The sequence below is a fragment of the Okeania sp. SIO2F5 genome (genome assembly GCF_010692685.1).
Classification (GTDB): Bacteria; Cyanobacteriota; Cyanobacteriia; order Cyanobacteriales; family Microcoleaceae; genus Okeania; species Okeania hirsuta.
The window spans coordinates 37,266-56,599 of the sequence record NZ_JAAHGU010000006.1 but is presented as its reverse complement, the minus strand read 5'-3'; the positions used below and the strand labels follow the sequence as shown (position 1 = coordinate 56,599).

The 19,334-nt window shown below is 39.2% G+C and carries 12 protein-coding genes and 2 pseudogenes; 6 read left to right on the top strand and 8 right to left on the bottom strand.

The features are described 5' to 3' along the window. Nucleotides 1-41: 41 nt before the first annotated feature. Together F6K27_RS03365 and F6K27_RS03360 are read right to left on the bottom strand one after the other, a co-directional pair. Nucleotides 42-362 carry a cytochrome P450 gene (locus tag F6K27_RS03365; RefSeq protein WP_287274077.1) on the bottom strand — a complete coding sequence of 107 codons (321 nt, stop codon included), beginning with the start codon at nt 360-362 and terminating at the stop codon, nt 42-44. 97 nt (nt 363-459) lie between these two features. After that, on the bottom strand, nt 460-1,839 hold the full coding sequence (locus F6K27_RS03360) for a cytochrome P450 (RefSeq protein ID WP_287273911.1): 1,380 nt from the start codon (nt 1,837-1,839) through the stop codon (nt 460-462). A 937-nt stretch (nt 1,840-2,776) separates the two neighbouring features. On the opposite strand from F6K27_RS03360, the gene F6K27_RS03355 reads away from it, so the two are divergent. Beyond that, a complete protein-coding gene (locus F6K27_RS03355) occupies nt 2,777-4,126 on the top strand; it encodes a protein kinase (RefSeq protein ID WP_287273909.1) in 1,350 nt (449 codons plus the stop codon). A gap of 738 nt (nt 4,127-4,864) precedes the next feature. On the opposite strand, the gene F6K27_RS03350 is transcribed toward F6K27_RS03355, so the two are convergent. From F6K27_RS03350 to F6K27_RS03335, 4 genes are all read right to left on the bottom strand, one after another. Then, nucleotides 4,865-5,941 carry a DUF3474 domain-containing protein gene (locus tag F6K27_RS03350; protein ID WP_287273907.1) on the bottom strand — a complete coding sequence of 359 codons (1,077 nt, stop codon included), beginning with the start codon at nt 5,939-5,941 and terminating at the stop codon, nt 4,865-4,867. A gap of 706 nt (nt 5,942-6,647) precedes the next feature. Then, a complete protein-coding gene (ilvA, locus tag F6K27_RS03345) occupies nt 6,648-8,240 on the bottom strand; it encodes a threonine ammonia-lyase, biosynthetic (protein ID WP_275670263.1) in 1,593 nt (530 codons plus the stop codon). 1,008 nt (nt 8,241-9,248) lie between these two features. Beyond that, entirely contained in the window at nt 9,249-11,504 is a 2,256-nt protein-coding gene (locus tag F6K27_RS03340) for a hypothetical protein (protein WP_287273906.1), read from the bottom strand. Between the two features lie 200 nt (nt 11,505-11,704). Further along, nucleotides 11,705-12,556: a M48 family metalloprotease gene (locus tag F6K27_RS03335; RefSeq protein ID WP_287273905.1), complete on the bottom strand. Its 852-nt coding sequence runs from the start codon at nt 12,554-12,556 to the stop codon at nt 11,705-11,707. Nucleotides 12,557-13,203: 647 nt separating this feature from the next. On the opposite strand from F6K27_RS03335, the pseudogene F6K27_RS03330 reads away from it, so the two are divergent. From F6K27_RS03330 to F6K27_RS03320, 3 genes and pseudogenes are all read left to right on the top strand, one after another. Then, nucleotides 13,204-13,941 (top strand): annotated as a pseudogene (locus tag F6K27_RS03330) (IS1 family transposase). A gap of 6 nt (nt 13,942-13,947) precedes the next feature. Then, a pseudogene (locus F6K27_RS03325) lies at nt 13,948-14,247 on the top strand (IS1634 family transposase); the annotation flags it as partial. Nucleotides 14,248-14,293: 46 nt separating this feature from the next. Next, nucleotides 14,294-14,581 (top strand): hypothetical protein, encoded by a 288-nt coding sequence (locus tag F6K27_RS03320; RefSeq protein ID WP_287273903.1) that lies wholly within the window; start codon nt 14,294-14,296, stop codon nt 14,579-14,581. 603 nt (nt 14,582-15,184) lie between these two features. Here the strand turns inward: F6K27_RS03320 and F6K27_RS03315 are convergent. Continuing rightward, complete coding sequence (locus tag F6K27_RS03315) at nt 15,185-15,745, bottom strand: hypothetical protein (RefSeq protein ID WP_124154215.1); 561 nt, start codon at nt 15,743-15,745, stop codon at nt 15,185-15,187. A 577-nt stretch (nt 15,746-16,322) separates the two neighbouring features. Then, a complete protein-coding gene (locus tag F6K27_RS03310) occupies nt 16,323-17,519 on the bottom strand; it encodes an FAD-binding oxidoreductase (protein ID WP_287273901.1) in 1,197 nt (398 codons plus the stop codon). Nucleotides 17,520-17,664: 145 nt separating this feature from the next. Between F6K27_RS03310 and F6K27_RS03305 the strand changes: the two genes are divergently transcribed. Then, the gene (locus tag F6K27_RS03305) at nt 17,665-18,261 is read left to right on the top strand and encodes a hypothetical protein (RefSeq protein WP_287273900.1); all 597 of its coding nucleotides are present in this window, start codon (nt 17,665-17,667) and stop codon (nt 18,259-18,261) included. 361 nt (nt 18,262-18,622) lie between these two features. Continuing rightward, nucleotides 18,623-19,234: a hypothetical protein gene (locus F6K27_RS03300; RefSeq protein ID WP_287273898.1), complete on the top strand. Its 612-nt coding sequence runs from the start codon at nt 18,623-18,625 to the stop codon at nt 19,232-19,234. The last annotated feature ends 100 nt before the right edge of the window (nt 19,235-19,334 follow it).

Here is a 19,334-nt window from a genome sequence, read left to right as displayed (position 1 = left end):
GTTATATCACTGGCTAAAAGTGAGAGCTAGAACTCCAAAAATTAATTTGATCTTCCGACAAAAAACAAAATACTACCTATAGAAAAAAAGGGAGGCATCATTAGCTTTCGCTGTTTTCGATGGCGTTCTCCATCTTGTACAATTAATAAGTTTTCTCCAAGTTGAGGTTTGAATATTTCATTAGGAGCAGCTGGAGCATCAAGAATTTTGTTTTTAGGATTAAATAACTCTTGAAGATCCTGGGGATGACTGACAACTAAAGTCTCTAAATTGCCAAAAGGAAAAGGAATTGGTAAAAAAAGTTCTCCATAATTTTGGGCACAATTATCCAAAAACTCTAATAGTTTTAGGGTTGATTGGATTTTTTGGATAAATTTAGGAGTTTTAAGTTTATCAATTTGTTTTATTGTTATACTGCTTCATCAAACTGATACAAAACGTCACAAGAGGAGCTAATTCTTAAACAGGTACTAGCTGATTTTGATAACGCTTTCCCTTAACCACCATCCGAACCCCATCTGCTGGAGCCATCAACAAACCACGACGCACTGCTTTAACAGGCTTTTGATCTGCTAATGCCAACTCCCAACTAGATAGTATGGTTGCTAATACCAATTTCATCTCAAACAAGGCAAAAGCTTGACCAATACAGCGACGGTTGCCTCCACCAAAAGGCAAATATTCATAAGGGGAAAATTGACGTTCTAGAAAACGCTCTGGTTTAAACTGCTTCGGTTGAGGATATAAATCTTCCCGATGATGAGTTAAATAAATACAGGGACTCAGAAAAGTTCCTGGTTGAAACTGATAACCCATAATTTCTAGGGGTGACTTCACCTGTCGTTGAAGTGCTAATATCGCTACTGGATAAATTCGCAGAGTTTCTTTGCACACAGCATCCAAATAGGGCAATTTTAAAATTTCCATCGGATCTGGTTTATCTCCGAGTGCATCAAGTTCTTGCAGCAGTTGATCTCGAATTTCTGGTTGACGGTGAATCCAGTAAAATGCCCATGCTAAAGCTGTTGCAGTAGTTTCGTGACCAGCTACTAACAGAGTAATCAACTCATCGCGCAATTCTAAATCTGTCATAGGTTGCCCCTCTTCATCCCGCGCTGCCATCATCAAAGACAAAATATCGGTGCGAGATGGATCGGGATTTTCCCTACGTTCAGCAATTTCAGCATAAATTAGTTTATCAATGTCTCGCTCATTCTGCATCAACCACCCCCAAGGACTTAACGGACCCCAATCTTTTTGTAGTGCAGGGAAAAATAATAAGATAGATCTGAAGATAGATTCTCTTCCCTCAAATCTAGTAGTTAACAATTGGTCCATTTCTTGTAAGCGTTGACCTTCTTCTAAACCAAATACAGCTTTTAAAATTACTTGAAATGAGATTCTTTGAGTAGAGGAACGAATGGAAAAAGTTTTGTTTGTTATCCATTGAGACGTAACTTGCTGAATGATTTCACGAATTAGCTCGCCGTAAGCTAGCATCCTTTGGCCATGAAATGGTGGTGTTAAGAGTTTCCGTTGTCGTCTGTGGCGATCGCCTGAAAGTGCTATCAGAGATTGTTCTCCTAAAAAAGGCAACCTTGCCCCATTTCCGCCTGCATCTAATTTTTCTGGGTTGGTGGCAAAAATTTCTTGAATTCCTTGGGGATTACTTATGATTACCATTGACTGTTTAGTATCACCTAATAAAACAGGAAGGGTAAAGATATCACCATATTGTCTAGCATTGTTTTCCAGGAATTCCAAGGGTTTGACTATTCTTTGCAGTTTATTCAGGAATGACAGATTTTGTGGGCCTTTAGGGAGTTGGGATGTGACCATTTTTTTTTCTGAGTTTGATTGCTACTCTACTAATATACTCTATCTATATTAGGACTTACCCATAGACACTATATTGACTGAGAGCGAATACGATTTGCGTTCCACAAAGCTCCGCTTTACATGTTGCGGAGCAAAACGCCCCTACATACGGTGTTTTCAAGGTTATTCTGTGTAAGTCCTGTATAAATTAGGACTTACGCACCTGCAACGTATTGTCGTCCTAAGCGACCGATAGGGTTTGGGGAGTATTCCGGAACAGAAAGCAATCTCAAACCCTAGTTTTTTGTACCTCATGCGTAAGTCCTGTATATCTGTATTTGCGATCGCATTTTTACTACATTCATTAGACTTCCCCGGAAAAGATGGATTAGAGGGAAATAATTTATGATTTATCTACGATAATTGATTTTATTTTTTATTATTGGAGATGTTTATTATGTAGCTTCTAGCAAAGCCAGATTCTTAACTCCAAAATACACTAGATTGGGACTTACGCAAATACGCTATATATTACCTTGGAATAAAATAGGTTGAAGAAGGAGACAGGAGACAGGAGACAGGAGACAGAAGGAAAATTACATGGGGATTCGCTCCCCCAAGTAATGCGTGAACACCCCCGTTGACGGTGGGGTATTAAACCCACAAAGAAAATGATAAACTATCAGGAAAAGTTATCAAATCTGACAAAAGCTTCCCTTACAAATTTTTAACTCTATAGATGTACTAATTTGTCTAGATTAACCGTAAATCTTTTCAGATTTGCCCACCCGACATTTTTGATATTCTCTTACTGTATAATCAAGATAATTATACTTAAATATTATCAAAATTATGCTAGAGATACTTCACAATTTATCATCAGATAAAAAATCAAAATAAAATTTCCTAGATAATTGATATAAATCATCGCACAAATATCAAAAATTTTAACTCCCTCATGTCTGCTAAAGTCAAACTTACTATTATCCAAGGAAGTATGCTCGGCAAAGAATTTATCTTTGAAGAACGAACTACCTGTATTATCGGTCGTCATCGAGACTGTAGACCCAGACTACCTAGTGATGAACAACATCGTACAATTTCTCGTTATCATTGTCTACTTGATATTAATCCTCCAGATATACGAGTGCGTGATTTTGCTAGTAAAAATGGTACTTATGTTAATGGTAAAAAAATTGGGCAGCGTCAATCTGAGCATCTCTCTGAAACAACAAAAAAAAATAATTTCCCTGAATATGAATTAAAATCAGGAGACCAAATTCAATTGGGAAATACTATTTTTCAGGTTAGTCTTGAAGAAGAAACAGAGATGCCTCCTGAAATGCTCGAACAACCAAAAACTTGGCAAGTAAAAACAGTTGAATTATCAACTTTACCACCAAGTTTAGGAGATTATACCCTCACTACAATTCCTGGTTATACGACGCTTAATTTATTAGGGAAAGGCGGCTGTGGGGAAGTTTATTTAGCTAAAAATAATCAAACTCAAGAGTTAATAGCTTTAAAAACAATGTTGCCAGAAGTCACAAATAATCCTAATGCCATAAATCGTTTTTTAAGAGAAATAGAAAATACTAAAGCTTTAAATCATCCGAATGTTGTTAAATTGAAAGATTATTATTATTGTGAGCACCTATTTTTTTTTACTTTAGAATATTGTAATGGTGGTAGTATTTGGAACTTGATGCAAAGTCATGGTTATCAGTTATCTGTTGATGTGGCAGTGCCAATTATTCTACAGGCTTTAGATGGTTTAGAATATGCCCATAATGCAGAAATTCCTTATGTAAAAAAAGCAGATGGTAGTTTGAGTATGGGGCGAGGTTTAGTTCACCGCGATATTAAACCAGCTAATATTTTTCTGAGTAATAATGTAGATAATTCAACAGTAGTTAAAATAGCAGATTATGGGTTAGCAAAAGCTTTTGATTTAGCAGGTTTAAGTGGGCAGACAATTACAGGAAATAAAGGTGGTACTTTTCCATTTATGCCCAGACAACAAATGATTGATTTTAAATATGTAAAACCGGAAGTAGATGTTTGGGCAATGGCAGCAACTTTATACAATATGTTAACTGGTGTATATCCTCGTGATTTTGTTGGTAAAGACCCAATTTTAACTGTATTGCAAACTAAACCTGTGCCAATTAGACAAAGAAATCTTTCTATTCCTAGATCTTTAGCAGAGGTAATTGATTTAGCATTAATTGATGAACCAGAAATTTATTTTAAAACAGCTAAAGAATTTAAACAGGCATTATTAACTAGCTATCAGCATTTTCCGTAACGGAATGCTCCGCAAACAGCAGTCAGCTTTCAGGACGCTAAAAGCATTAATATTATGTCCGGTTGAATAGTTATAAATAATCAGGGAGGAGTTAGGAGTCAGGAGGGAAGAAGAGGTGGTTTTAAGGTATAAGAAGGAGAGAGTTTTTTTTCACTAATTGTCCGGACATGATATGACTAGCGATCGCTATTTTCCGTACCGGAATGCTCCGCAAACAGCACTCAGCTTTCGGCACGTTCCAACTTCGGTCATTCTTCCTTGTTCCTTCTGCTATATACCAAATCCATCTACAACAAAGTACTTTTGACAAAACTCTAATAACTTTACAGCACTTTTGCCGGTCTCTGAACTACGTCGTCACAACCAAAATCCCTTAGGGACATTAACGGCAGCTTTGCCTGATCAATGGCCATTAGCTACGCACAACTACGTTAACGCCCCTACTGTAGTCTACCGAAATGAAATTAATTTAATTAGGACTTGCTGATTAAATCTAAAAGCATTGACAGATAAAGACAAGTGCCTTTTTGGGGTCGAAAAAAGTGCAAATTTTTCAGCCCTTCATGCTCATGCATGGAGCGTATTTTAGGCTCATAGTTGGGCAGAAAAATCATTTTTACAATTTTTACTCCTACCTCCTCGCTCATCCCCCGTTCCTCCTGTCTTCCCCTCCACCGGAGGGGTTAGGGGTGGGTTGTCTCCTACCCCTACTAAAAGACTTTATTCAGCAAACCCTAATTAGTTTGAAGATTTTTTCCAAGGTGATTGATAATATACTTGAGAACCTTTGTCTGAGACAAAATGACAAGTCAAATAAGAGTTGATAAAACTCTTCCATACAGGTTCGCTTGAATACCGATAATATTCACCCAAAATAGGTTTTATTGCCTCCGTAGCTGTCTTTAAATGATAGTGTGGCATATTCAGAAAAATGTGATGAGCTACATGAGTACCAATATCGTGATGAATAGAATTGATAAAACCATAGTCGCGGTCAATGCTAGACAATGCACCTTTAAGGAAATACCAGTCGTCTCCACGATACCAGGGAATATCTGCTTCAGTGTGGTGTAAGTAGGTGACTAAATCTAGCCAGACGACGAATATTACATAAGGAACTAGGTAATATTTTACTAAAAATACCCAACCAAACTGATAGGTGAGCCATCCCAGAAAACCTACCATTAACATCCAGAGTGCAGAACTTGTTAAGACATCCCACTTTTCAGAAGGACGAAATAATGGACTGTTGGGCAGAAAATGAGAGCCAGCACGATTAGGCGATCGCCTAAATAAATAGAGTGGATAAGCTAATAATGGCAAGTAAAAGCGAAATAGCTTTTCATACCAAGGCATCATATTATACTTACTTTCAGAAACAGGATACCAACTTTCATCAGTATCAATATTTCCAGTATTAGCATGATGGGTTCTATGACTAATACGCCAACCGTGGTAAGGTACGAGAATGGGAGTATGAGACAAATGCCCAATTAGGTTATTAAACCATTTATATTTGGAGAAAGAGCCATGACCGCAGTCATGTCCCACTACAAATAATGCCCAAAACATAGTTCCTTGCATTAACCAGAAGATGGGAAAAAAGAACCATGAATCCAAATTATAGGCGATTGCATACAGACCAGCAATAATGCCAATGTCAAGAAAAAAGTAGCTCAGAGACTTCCAGAGGGAACGCTCAAAACAATGTGGAGGAATAGCTGCTTTCACTTCTTGAAGAGTAAAAGGTAACTCTATTTTTGAGGGAGTTAAATTTGTATTAGTTGCTTGATCGAGAACAGTGTTTAATTGCACTAAATTTTCAACTTTGTGTAATATGTCTGATATTTCATCCTCACAAGTCACATTTTGCAGATTTAGCTTCCATCAACTACCCCTAACTCTTCTGAACTAACAGAGAGAAAAGGGGTATAAATTTATGGAACTTTCACTGCATTAGGACGAATCTCATCAGCTATAGAACAAAAGCTAGTGAGAGATGAAACGACCATTATTATATATTATCTAGGGGTAATTTTTGACAAAAATTTTATATTTCTAGTGCAGGATGGCAGATTATTAAGATAGTAGGGGAGCGGGGGGTTTTTGAGGACACGGAGAGGGGGAGACAGGGAGACGCGGAGATAGAGTGTCACCGACACGCCGTGTCCCCGTGTCCGGTGTGTCTCCGTTTCCTCATAGGGAGTAGGGGAGTAGGGAAAATAGAAAGATTTACTGTTGAAGCACTCATGATAAGTTTTTTCCAGAGCGCTCTTATCTGCACATGATATAACCAGTTACAAAATCCTAAAAGCCTTAACAATCAATACTTTCAATACTTTCAATACTTTCAAGAAATTTTATTTTTAATTTTTTATTTACCAAAAAATTGTGGTTTAAAGCCTCCCCTTTTAAGGGGATAATAAATAAAAATTGCCCTTTGAATCAATCCTCTTCTTTTCAAGGAGAGGTAATTCTAAATTCTTAATTCTAAATTCTAAATTCTTGAAGCGTAGCGGCACTAGGCTAAAAATAGCTTGTAGGCTGGGTTTTGGCTTTCATCCCAATAGCGATAACCAAAATTATGGACAAAACTTTGCCATTCGGCCATCTCATCAGGAGGGACTTGCATTCCGACCACAATGCGTCCATAATCTGACCCATTATTACGGTAGTGGAAAAGACTAATATTCCAGTTGGGACTCATGGAGGCGACAAATTTCATTAATGCTCCTGGCCGTTCGGGGAACTCAAAACGGTAAAGTAATTCGTGGTGGGCGAGGGGAGAACGACCCCCAACCAAATGGCGCAGGTGTAGTTTTGTCAGTTCGTCGTCAGTTAAGTCTAGGGTTTTCAAGCCTTGATTTTCAAAAGTTTCTACTATTTTGGCTGCATCAGCGCGGTTTTCTATTTGTACTCCTACAAAAATGTGTGCTTCTTTTTCCTCAGCAATGCGATAGTTGAACTCAGTAATATTACGTTTGCCCAGACAGTCACAAAATCTACGGAGACTACCTGGAGTTTCGGGAATAGTAACGGCAAATATGGCTTCGCGACGTTCCCCAAATTCTGCTCTTTCAGCCACAAAACGGAGGCGGTCAAAATTCATATTGGCACCACAGGCAACGGCGATCAGGGTTTCATCTTGAATTTTTTCTCGCTCAACATAAGCTTTTGCACCAGCGATCGCCAATGCGCCAGCAGGTTCGACAATGGAGCGAGTATCTTCAAATACATCTTTGATAGCTGCACAAGTATCATCTGTTTCGACGAGAATAATATCATCTACATATTGCTGACATAGACGAAGTGTTTCTTCTCCTACTTCTCGCACTGCAACACCATCGGCAAATAATCCTACTTGAGGTAAGCGGACTCGGTGTCCAGCTTTGAGAGACTGCGACATAGCATCAGCATCAGCAGGTTCAACGCCAATAATTTTGATTTCCGGACGCAACCGTTTAACATAAGCAGCAATACCAGAAATTAAACCCCCACCACCAATGGCAACAAAAATAGCGTGAATGGGTTTTTGATATTGGCGGAGAATTTCCATACCAATTGTTCCTTGTCCGGCGATGACGTAGGGGTCGTCAAAGGGGTGAATAAAAGTTAAACCTTTTTCTGCTTCCAGTTGATGGGCGTAACTAGAAGCTTCATCATAGGTTTCGCCATACAAAATAACTTCCCCTCCTCTAGCTTTGACAGCATTAACTTTTAGTTGAGGGGTAGTGACAGGCATGACTATGATGGCGCGAGTACCGAGGCGACCTGCAGCTAGGGCAACTCCTTGAGCGTGATTTCCAGCGGACGCTGCGATGACTCCCTGGGAGAGAATTTCTGGAGGCAGTTGAGCCATTTTATTGTAAGCTCCGCGTAATTTGAAGGAGAAGACTGACTGCATATCTTCTCGTTTGAGTAGGAGGTTGTTTTGGAGGCGTTTTGAAAGGTTGGGAGCGGTTTCAAGTGGTGATTCTTGGGCTACGTCGTAGACGCGGGCAGTGAGAATTTGTACTAGATAGTCACAATACATAGGTTTTATTTGGTTAGTAAATGCTTGATTATTGGGAAAGGCAGAGGCCAGGAGGCAGAAGGCAGAAGGGTATAAAACCATTTCTCAAAAACTTTTCTACAATTTGTTGAGCAGGGGACTCACCCCTAACCCCTCCGGTGGAGGGTAGGGCTGTTTCATTCTCGATAGACACAGGGACACGGAGACAGGTCAACACCGGGATGGAGGCTTTTAAGCGCCATTGAACCCAATATCCTCTCAGAGCTTAAAGACGCTTATTGGCGCTCAAAATCGGCAAATTTTGGCAAATTTCACTGTTCCACTATCCCCTCATCTCCTGTTCTCCCGCTCATCCTTAATCTACAATACTTTAAAACAGCCCTGCCTCCCAGGAGGGGAAATAGGTAGTTGCATGCAACGTCCGTACAGGGAGAAGCAAACATAAGAATAATTAACATTAACGCAAGCTTAAATTAGCAAAAAAGTGATTTTGTTTGTACCGATCAGTTGACAACTGAAGTACTGCCCAAGTATAACAATAATGCATGGGAATTGGTATAAAATCCTATCCAGTTGTTCCTTCTACCCTTTGCTCTGAGCATGGCTGCCTTCGCTCATCTTATCATTACCTACTAGACCGACACATCTAATTTTATGCATTAGATTATTGGGGCGGGGGCGGGTTTACTTAGTCGTAGGTGACACCATTAACTTAACGCGGAACCCGCCCCTACTATTGCACCATTTTAGGCGTGTCAGTCCACTACAGGACTTATATCATGTTAATTCTTCCAGTTTTTGATATTTTTTTATACCTCCGGTATCGCACAAAATCTCAAAAAAAGCGATCGTTCTGCCTGCTATTGGAGAAAGTGACAGAGTGATAGTTTTTCTTGAAAATAGGAAACCGAGATTTCGGTTGATCTCATCGGGTTATATCATGTCCGGATAAGAGCGTGATCAAAACCTTTTCCCTTCTAACCTTTTCTTTCCTTCTGCCTCCTGCCTCCTGCCTTCTGCCTTACCTCCTCCAAAGTGTTAAGTATTCAACCAGACATGATATTACTGAGCCACAAGAGCGCGATCGCTCTTAGACAATATGCTTGGCGTTTATTTCATATTCCATTGATCTAGCCAAAGATTCTTAAGTTTTTCAATTGTGCTTTCCTTGTCTCTCACTATCTTTTTCCAGCCTGCTCGGATCGCGTCCTTTTCCTTCTTTGTTAGTTTCCATGAGAGTGGTGGCTCGTATTCACCTTCTGCGCTATAAAATGATTGTTTTGCTTTTAGATCTGGAGTAACTTCTTGCTCTGCAGTCTTTAGTCCTAGTTTTGCTTCCTCAGTAATAGAAGGGAAGAAGATGGGGAAATATTCAATTTCTACGTTTCCATCATTCTGTTTTGCGCTCTCCCATTCCTGCAACAATTCTACCTCAGTTAAATTGCGGGAAGTAAGAATTGGCCTGCGAACCTTGAATAAGCCTAGCAACGGACCAATAGTTGCCATAAACAAACCTCGCTTCTTTTCCTTTTTAGGTTGCTCATTAGGTTTGGTTTCAGGAAAAGGATTGATTTGTAAGATCAGAATTCTTTTTATTTCTGGGGTAGTTTCTTCACCTTTTTGGGTAGGTCTTTCACGAAGAAGCTCCTCAAGCCATTCTAATGCTGTCACAAAACCAGAATTGTCGAAATAGCCACCATCAGCGACGTGATAATTTTCTATCTTGCGATCTTTACCATCAGCGACGCGGTCGTCGGCTCGACAAATGGGAGATATGTAAGGGAACGTGGCAGAAAGTCTTGCACCTGTGACAACATCAATATCTTTTCCTGGATAAAGACTATTAAAGTCGAAGAATTTTTTCTGAGAGTTGTTGGGAAATTTCGCTGGTGTAACTAGCAACCGCCAGCCATTGTCAACCAGAGTTGCATTCAATACAGGGAGCGGAATATTACCTTCTTCAACTTCCCCTCGCCAGTCGGCTAAGGTTTTTGGAGACTCTGGGGTTTTCATACGTCCTTGCCAGTCCTTCTCGATCGCAATACCTCGATCTCTGACTTTGGGAGTGAGAATGTCTGGTAGGAACGGGAGGAAAATCACGCGCCACAAGTCAGGATAGGCTAATCCCCAACCTACTGCATCTAAACTGTTTGCGGTAGCGCCCTCAAATATTTTTTCTGATTCTGAAGTCGGTGGAAAACCTTTATATGTAAAGCGATCCAGATAATACATTGCACCTACTGAGCCACCAGAAACGGAACTAATTAATCCAATTGCTTTAGTAAATGATTCCCCTAACTCTTCTTGCAAGCCAGTCAATACTTGAGCCGTCCATCCAGCGGCTTGAATTCCACCTCCACTAGCACAGACAACAACTACAGTTTGTTTTGCAAGAGGCTCTTCTAGATCTTGTTTGTCCAGACGCTTTTGTAATAAGGCCGTCAAATTTTTTTGCTCTTCTGGCTGTTCTGGAGCATCCTTTAATGTAAAATAGTGATCGACATTCAAAAGCCTATAGAGCGCTACAGCAATCAGCACCCAGAAGAACAAGACAGAAATACGCGAGTAATCGAAGAAGAAGGTAAGACTGCCCAACAAAAGCACCGATACGGAAATTAACAACATTACATATAAAAGTGCTGGCGGTTCTTGTATCTTCTTATCGGGGGGCAACGAACTTGGCATAAAAAGCTTAAATGCGATTATATAGATAACAACAAGAACGATGAAGAAAACAATAGCGTCAAAATGATTGTTGTTTAAAATACCATTATCGATATAGCCTGCTGCTTTGGAAGAGTGTTGGGTCAAAAAGGAAATTGCTTTCACCAAAACCTTATTAATACCGGGAATTTTATCGACCGAGAGAAAGTTTTGAATCAGTTTGAAAAGAAACAAAAAGATAACGCCAAATGACACCCCCAAAAACAATCCAGACCATCTTTTGTTATTATCCATTTCTTCCTGGGATAATTCAAATACTGTCAGGGTCGTCGGTAATGCCAGGGCGATCGCTAATACATAATACCAAACTTTAGAAGAAAAAACTCCAGGCAGTTCCGGAACCCCAAAACGAGCTGGCGCACCACCAAGGATTATTGCAACGACAAAGGTTACGGCTGTTCCCGCCACAGTTGCACCCAAAATTGTCAACGCAATTTGACCAGCGCCACGCAGGACAAAAAGATTCTTGAGCATAGATTTCAGGGCACCTGTTGCGAGGAAAGGGAGCGCAATAAGCAATACACCCATGAGCAGAGGTATGCGTAGAAAAAAGACATACTGCCAAAAGGCGCTAGGCAGTAGCAGCCATCCCGTAACTACTACCCCTACAAGCACCAGCCATAAAATAATTTTTTGAAGCACGATATTGCTTTCCTCCTAGAACGTTTAACTCAGCAAGACTTTACATTCACTGGACTTACGCTTTCAAGTCGGTTCTAAAGCTAAATGTAGTTTCCGGTGCGCGGTGCGGCACCATATACGTCTATTATACTACAATTTATTCTCTTCTTCCTTCTTCTTTCTTCCTTCTTTCTTCTTCCTTCCTGACTCCTCAAAATTTACTATCCCAGTAATTTTTGCTCTAATTGTAGCAACTTTTCAATTCGCGCCTCTGTGGATGGGTGAGTAGAAAATAAATTAGCCATGAATTTACCGGAAAATCCATTCATAATTAGTAATGGCTCAAAAGCTGGGTTACCATTCAATGGCATTTGTCTAGCATTTTGGTCTAACCTCTGCAAAGCTTGAGCAAGGGCGCGGGGGTTGCCAGTTAAATCGCCAGCACCTGCATCAGCAGCAAATTCACGAGTCCGGGAAATTGCCATTTGTACAACACTAGCAGCAACCGGAGCTAACATGATCGTCAATAACATCACAATTGGGTTAGATCGGTTGTCGCGGGAACCCCCACCAAACCACATAGAATAACTAGCTATTTGAGTTAACCAAGATATCCCACCTGCAACGGTTGCTGCTACTGCTTGGGTGAGAGTATCGCGATTTTTGATATGACTGAGTTCGTGGGCAATTACTCCTTCAAGTTCGTCCTCTGGTAAAATTCTCATAATACCTTCGGTAACTGCTACTGCTGCGTGATGGGGGTCTCGACCTGTGGCAAAAGCATTAGCTGCGGCAGTGGGAATGATATAAACTGCTGCCATGGGTAGACGTGCGCGATCGCACATTTTTTCTACCATATCATAGAGTGCTGGTGCTTCTGCTTGATTTACTGGTCTGGCATTATAAGCTGCTAGAGCTATTTTGTCTGAGAAAAACCAGGAACCCAAGTTCATTACTGCTGCTAATACTAACCCCACTGTAGCACCTGTTGGGCCACCGATCAACCAATAACTAACTGCTACTAATAAACCGCTAAGTATTCCTAATAAAGCCACAGTTTTTACTATGTTCATAAAGGTTGCCTCCTGTTAAGGCCAATGGTTTCTATATTTTATTCTCAGGTGGCGATCGCTCTTTTATGATATTTTTTTCATTGTAGCTTTTACGATTGGTTTACTTATGGTCGGAAATCATGACAAAAGGTTCGGTTTTTGTGAAATTTTATAGCTATTAATACTCAGCTCGTCTCTCTTTAAATACCCACAAATAACATTTATTAGGCAGCAGTAGGGACGGGTAGTGCTCAATATGTAATGGTAGAGGAGTTTCGACTTAGTTAACAATTTGCGCAATTTATTGACATAATACGCTAGTTCTCACAGGCAAGTAGTAACGAGGGTGACGCTTTGTATCTTCTGCACTAATCCCTGCTATTCGCATTTCTGGCAGTCTATCTATATAGACGTAGACCTATTCTGAAATCCCGCTCCCTACGCTAAAACGGCGTAGTAAGGGTTTGAGGACTTTTTTAGTTATGTTAATTGACAAAGACTTAAATGTAAGTATAGAGTGTAGAGATGCGGTTGGCTTGACCGTTAATGCCTGTGGATGAGTAACCGCCGACGGCCTCAGTAGAAGCAGGAAGTAAACATCAATTTGTTACGTTATGTGACGCTTTGTATCAGTTTTATGAAGCAGTAAAAGTTACTGTTGTCCATCCATGCCTACCTGTCCAAAGTGTGCATCTTCAAAAACTGTCAAAAATGGCCATATCCATAATGATAACCAGCGGTTTTTGTGCTGCGAATGTGGACGACAATTTGTGTAAAACCCTACCTAGAAAATGATTGACCAACCTACTCGCCAGCTGATTGACCGACTGTTATCAGAAAGGATTTCACTGGCTGGCATTGCTCGTGTAGTCCAAGTTTCGGACTAATGGCTACAAGCTGGCTGTCAACCAGAAATATGCACAAGTGCCCAGAAAGCTTAAGGTTCAGCCAAAAAAAAAGGAGAAGCTCACAATTAAATGTGATGAATTATGGTCATTTGTGGACAACAAAGGTAATCAGCAGTGGGTGTGGTTAGCGATGGAAGTAGAAGCTCGTGAAATTATTGGTGTTGATATCAGCTCACGGGATGAAGAAGCAGCTAGACATTTGTGGCAGTCCTTACCTGGGGTTGATCGTCAATGTGCCTTTGCGGAGCGTTGCTCTAGCGGTATCGCATACACTGATTTTTGGGCTGCAAGAGCGTGGTGTTTTACCCAGTAAACGACATCAAGCGGTGGGAAAAAAAACAGGGAAGACTTCTGACATTGAACGATTCAATAATACCTTAAGACAAAGGGTATCCAGGTTAGTACGAAAAACTTTGTCCTTCTCCAAATAAGATTGAAAATCACATTGGCGCTATTTGGTATTTGATCCATCACTATAATCAATCATTACTTGTTTAGCACTACCAGAGGGGCTTTAGATTCCTCAAAAACCCACAATTTTTTGCCGATAGTTTTTTTGTGGAAAAACCGCAAAGAGTCGAAACAATATTATTTATCATGTCACTGTGTTTATTAGTATATAATCTCGGCCAAAGAGAGTTGATAAATACTTGAAAAAGTACCAGTAATCTCCTCAAAAATCAGTTAGAAAATATGACAACTACTCCCACATTAAGATGGATATTTCAATGCTTTCAAGGAGTTCATTTGTTAACCATAAATCAACGCCAACAAGTAGTTAATCTCACAGAGGAACGGAGTTGAATTTTACAGTTTTTACCCTCCCCTTGCCAAAGATAAGATATTATCAGTGATGCGCTTCGGGTGTGCAATGATGTTCCGCACCCTCCGGGACATGATCGCACTACCTGAATTGAGAAAACTGATTGATGCTCTCGATGGGAGTATAGTTGCTCCTGTATTTTCTACTGATGATCATAACTTTCTGGTTGCTCAACAATACTTGAACCCTCACTTTTTTGATGTTTTATACAATTGGGAGTTGGCTGAAATTCCGAACGCGATTCATGTTTTTTTGTACTACATTATGAAGTGCGGAATGTGGGTTATAATATCAAATCCGTTTAATTGGACATAAAAAAAATCTTCAATCGTCATAACTACGCTCATCTTTGTAATTCTTTCTTCTCCTGACTCCTGAGGACTGACTTCCCCTCCTGGGAGGGGCGGGGGTGGGTTGACTCCTCCTAACTTAACCATTCTATGGTTGTTTAACCGGATTTAATATAAGTATTCAACCGAACATGATATAGAACCCCCGATCGTATCTTTGCACGGGGTATGTGCTTTTGGCTGCCGTCCTCAGAACTTAGTTCTGGTGAAGTCAGGAGATTCAGGAACGAGAATAGGGCAAAAAGCGGATGGGACCCCGCGTCCTTCGGGTATTTCTTTCCTCCGGAGGAGGAGCTACGCTAACAGAAACGCTTTGCCTAGGGCAGTTGCTTCAATTCGGCGGGGCGCCTATTGGGTGGTGGCAGGTTCTGCCCACAGTACCTTGGGAACCCTAAGGAAGGGCGTACTGCACTCACCGCCCTTCGGGGTACCAGGTAGGGCGCTAAGCAGGTAGAAAAATGCTTCCATTTCCCTATTTCCCCATCTCCCCATCTCCCCATCTCCCTATTTCCCCATCTCTTTTTAAATAGATCTCAAATGGGTTCTATAAGTCCTATGTCTATCAAGTCTATGCAAGAAAATGAACGCCACTGATATCACTGCTATTCAATTCACTAAAAAATTCTTCAAATGTACCTGATGTTGAAATACCCAGGGTATTTGGGTTAAAGATAAATACATCTTCGTCTTGACCCGATACATCAGTTACAGAAAAGCTACCGGTTGTGGACAGAAGTAGTTGCTCTCCATTAATACCAATAGCATCAATGTCTTCACTATGCCCGGTAAGATCTACATCACTACCGTCGAATTCAATAGACCAAGCTCCAGTATCAGGATTGAAACGTAGTATATCTTCATCTTTACCGCTAATTCCTGAGACATTAAAGCTCCCTCGAGTGGAAATTAGAAGGTCTTTAGTAAGAGGATCGACACTCAGACCATCAATATCTTCACCACCTTCAGTTAAGCCAACATCTGAACCATCGAAGTATAGCTCGAAAGAACCGCTACTGTTGTCTCCAGATGATGTGGGAGTAAACTTAACAATGTCAGAGTCATCTACTTGGATGCCATTTATATTTTTAGGTCTCTCAAAAGAAAACAGAATTTCATTATCGTCAATCACTTCAAAAGCATCAATCCTAAAACCTTTAAGACCAACATCTGAACCATCGAAGAATTTACTGAAACTCTGGTCAGTTAGATTATACTCAACGATGTCTTCTCGTCTGAAACTATAGCAATGAGCGCTGGCATCTTTACATGTTACATAGATATTTGCAATGTAATATAAAAGTAACTGTATGAGCTGTATTTTTCATAAATTAGGCGATCGCTAAACCTTAAAGTTTTAAGGATGTCTGTAATGGTATTGATAATTTACAGTTTATAGCTTGAAATTGTTTACACGCATCCTTAAAACTTTAACCTTTAGCGATCGCCTAATTTATGAAAAATACAGCTCATACAGTTACTTTTATGTTACATTATCAATATTTATGTAATATGTAAAGATGCCAGCGCTCATTGCTATAGTTCAACAATTAATAATTAATAATTGAAAACGCTCAAAATACTAGCTTTTTGAGCTGACTATGGCAGAACAATCTTGGCACAATTCTTACTCCTACCTCCTCGCTCATTCCCCGTTCCTCCTGTCTCCTACTCCTACTAAAAGACTTTTGAGCGCAAACCATAATTATTTAGACAAAGCGATGAGGAGATAACTGCTTGACAATTTCATCATTTTCTCCAGCTACATAGTTAGCGAATCTTTTAGCTAGGGGAGGTACAAATGCAAAGGGACTACTGAACCCAGAAAAAATATGTATTCCTTCTAGATGAGGAATAGCTCCGATGAGGGGTAAGTCGTCAGCACTGTATGCTACTAAGCAGTGATACCAGGTTGCAGGTAAATTTTCTAATGCAGGTAAAACTTTTCCGACCTCCGATCGCATAGCAACTTCACTTTGAGTAGGATCGATTTTAGTGTAGGGGTCCGTGAGTACGCGGGAAATTTGACCTATTCTGATGCTACCGTTTTTAAATTGAATTGCACCAGCATCTAAGCTAAATGGCACAAATTCGTGACCAGGTTCATCCCACATTTGCTCAAACTCAACTGTACTTGTAGCAGCTTCACATTGAAAACGTTTTTGTACTGCTGTTAAAACGCTAGTATTTAGTTGCAATTCCACAGGAGGAATTTCTAACATCTCGGCATGGGTGAAGTAAACACGGGTGGGGATGCCTGCTGATTTTAGGAAATGACGAGAAATTCCACCTGCACAAATAACTACATTGGCAGCGTGATAAGTTTTGTCTGTGGTGTAGACTCCGGTTATACGTTCGCGGTAGCGATGCGGAGCATTATCGCCTGTTTTGACTAACCCCGTTACCTCTGCAATTTCAATTTGACCTCCTAACCTGGTCAATGCTTGAGAGTATCCTAAAGTTATAGCTTCTGGAGAAACATGACCGTTACGAATAGTTAAAGCTCCTGCGATCGCTTCTTTATTTAGTAAGGGTTCCATTTCACAGGCTTCTTGGACACTTATTAGGCGAGGTACGGTATTGTAGTGCTTGAAGGCAGCAGCTATTTTTTCTGGGTCATCTTTTAGAGCGATAGTTAGCAATGAATCTAACTCTCTAAATTGGGTATTTGTTTCCAACTCTTCAGATAGGCAATGATAACGTTCTTTTGCTTCCTGAAAAAGTTGATTGGTCAAATCTGTAGTACCAGACCAGTAGGGTAAAATAGCATAACTATAACGGGTTGCACCTTTTAAAGTAGGATATTTTTCCAACAGGAGTACGGTAAAACCTTTTTTTGCCAATTCATAACTGAGAGCTGCTCCTGTTATTCCACCACCAACTACAATCCAATCGTAACTTTTCATAAACTATTTACCCTAACATTTTCCTGATATCATAATAGGTATTTAACTAATTAGATTATTTAGGCAAATAATTATGCAGTTTTTGAATCAGTTATTCAGCATAAATACTAGACTAAAGAAGCAAATTTGTGGGCTAATAATTATATTGCTATCAAGTATAACTTTACCTAATCTTAGCCTAGCACAGTTGCCTCGTTTTGATTCTCAACCTTTAAAACAACCTTCACCAGAAAAACCCCCTTCGACTGTATCACCATCAAATACTGTTCAAACTCAGCCTAGTCAACCCTCAAAAAACCCTTCACCAGAAAAACCGTCTTCGACTGTATCACCATCAAATACTGTTCAAACTCAGCCTAGTCAACCCCCAAAACAATTAATTGTTAATGACTCTACAGCTCCTTTACCTGGAACAAGACAATTGCCTATTGGCATTATTCAACCTGTAAATGGTGTGGTCAATATCAAACTTGCAAATAATACTGCTGCTACAATTTCTTATGAGATAATTGGAGATACTACACAACGCCAGTTGTCAGGAAAGTCTGAAGTGATTTTAAGGAAATTAAAAGTTCCTGTCAATATTACTTTTTATCGGGATAAGGGAGGTTTTTTATTGATACAACCTCAGTTTATTGTTGAAAATAGTCTTTTGAAATTAAATATGACTGAGACTAATAATTTTAATTTGGATAAATCTAGTTTATTAATTGAAGAAACTGGAAATGTATTTTTAAATTAGAGGACGTTCATATTTTAGCTTTTTTTCAATTATTTTGTTTCTTGAATAAGTTTAATAATAAAATTCCTCAATATTTTTTTCTAAAAAACAAACAGAAAATCACTAAATCTCGATTAGTCTCCTGTATTCCTATTTACAATCTTAAACTTCCAGATTAAGTAAATTATAGTGAATTATTGATGATAATTATCAATTATTTTGTCAAGATGAATTAAATTTTTATCAATCAATAAAATTGCCAAAATCATTTGATTTTTTGTATATAATTATAGACAATACCATAAGTGGTAGATAAATAGCTTTAGGCTTTCAAGGGTAATTTATGCTTTAATTTCGTCCCTTATCTAGGTATTTAGTTAATATGTATAGCAATGATAGAGAAGATAAAGTTCAGATAAATCTGAAATTAACTCGTGGTAAATGGCAACGCTTCCAAGTAAAATGTAATGATAATGATACTACAGCTTTTGAAGTTTTAAATTTGTTTATCGATCTTTATTTAGGAGAAGAAATAGATAGCAATCAAAGTATTTTATCACTTAGTTTAGAAACTAAAATTAATGTAGAAATAGGAAAGTATATTGGAAACAAATTGGATAGTTATATAGACAAATACATAGAAAAAAAATTGATTCAAGAAGTTAAAGAAATAGATGAGAATGAAGATATAGTAACTGCTACAAAAAATAATAGATTACAAAGTATAGAAAAAGAAAACCTTGTATTTAGGGATAAATATGAATATGAACAATCATCAATGACAACAGTTATCGAACAAAAAGAAATGACAAAAAGCTTGTTGAATGATGATGTTGAAGAATTAAAAACTGCGCGGGAACTAGGGAAAGTTTTAGGTTGTTCTCCTGCGTATATAACTACTCTTAATAGATTAGGCGATCTGGAACAAAGAGGGTGGAAAGATTCTGGAAAAAGACAAGGTAAGGCTATTCTTTATCAACGGATAACAACCTAATTATTTTCTTGAGCAGGGGAGTAGGGGAGAAGTAAAAATAAGAATAATTAACAATAACTGGCGTGCTAATTATCAAAAAATTTATTCAGCCTGTGTTAAT

Bases quoted from the DNA above. Each gene is read 5' to 3' on its own strand.
- F6K27_RS03360 (WP_287273911.1), bottom strand. From the start codon at position 1,839: ATGGTCACATCCCAACTCCCTAAAGGCCCACAAAATCTGTCATTCCTG.
- F6K27_RS03355 (WP_287273909.1), top strand. From the start codon at position 2,777: ATGTCTGCTAAAGTCAAACTTACTATTATCCAAGGAAGTATGCTCGGC.
- ilvA (WP_275670263.1), bottom strand. From the start codon at position 8,240: ATGGTTTTATACCCTTCTGCCTTCTGCCTCCTGGCCTCTGCCTTTCCC.
- F6K27_RS03335 (WP_287273905.1), bottom strand. From the start codon at position 12,556: ATGAACATAGTAAAAACTGTGGCTTTATTAGGAATACTTAGCGGTTTA.
- F6K27_RS03310 (WP_287273901.1), bottom strand. From the start codon at position 17,519: ATGAAAAGTTACGATTGGATTGTAGTTGGTGGTGGAATAACAGGAGCA.
- F6K27_RS03300 (WP_287273898.1), top strand. From the start codon at position 18,623: ATGTATAGCAATGATAGAGAAGATAAAGTTCAGATAAATCTGAAATTA.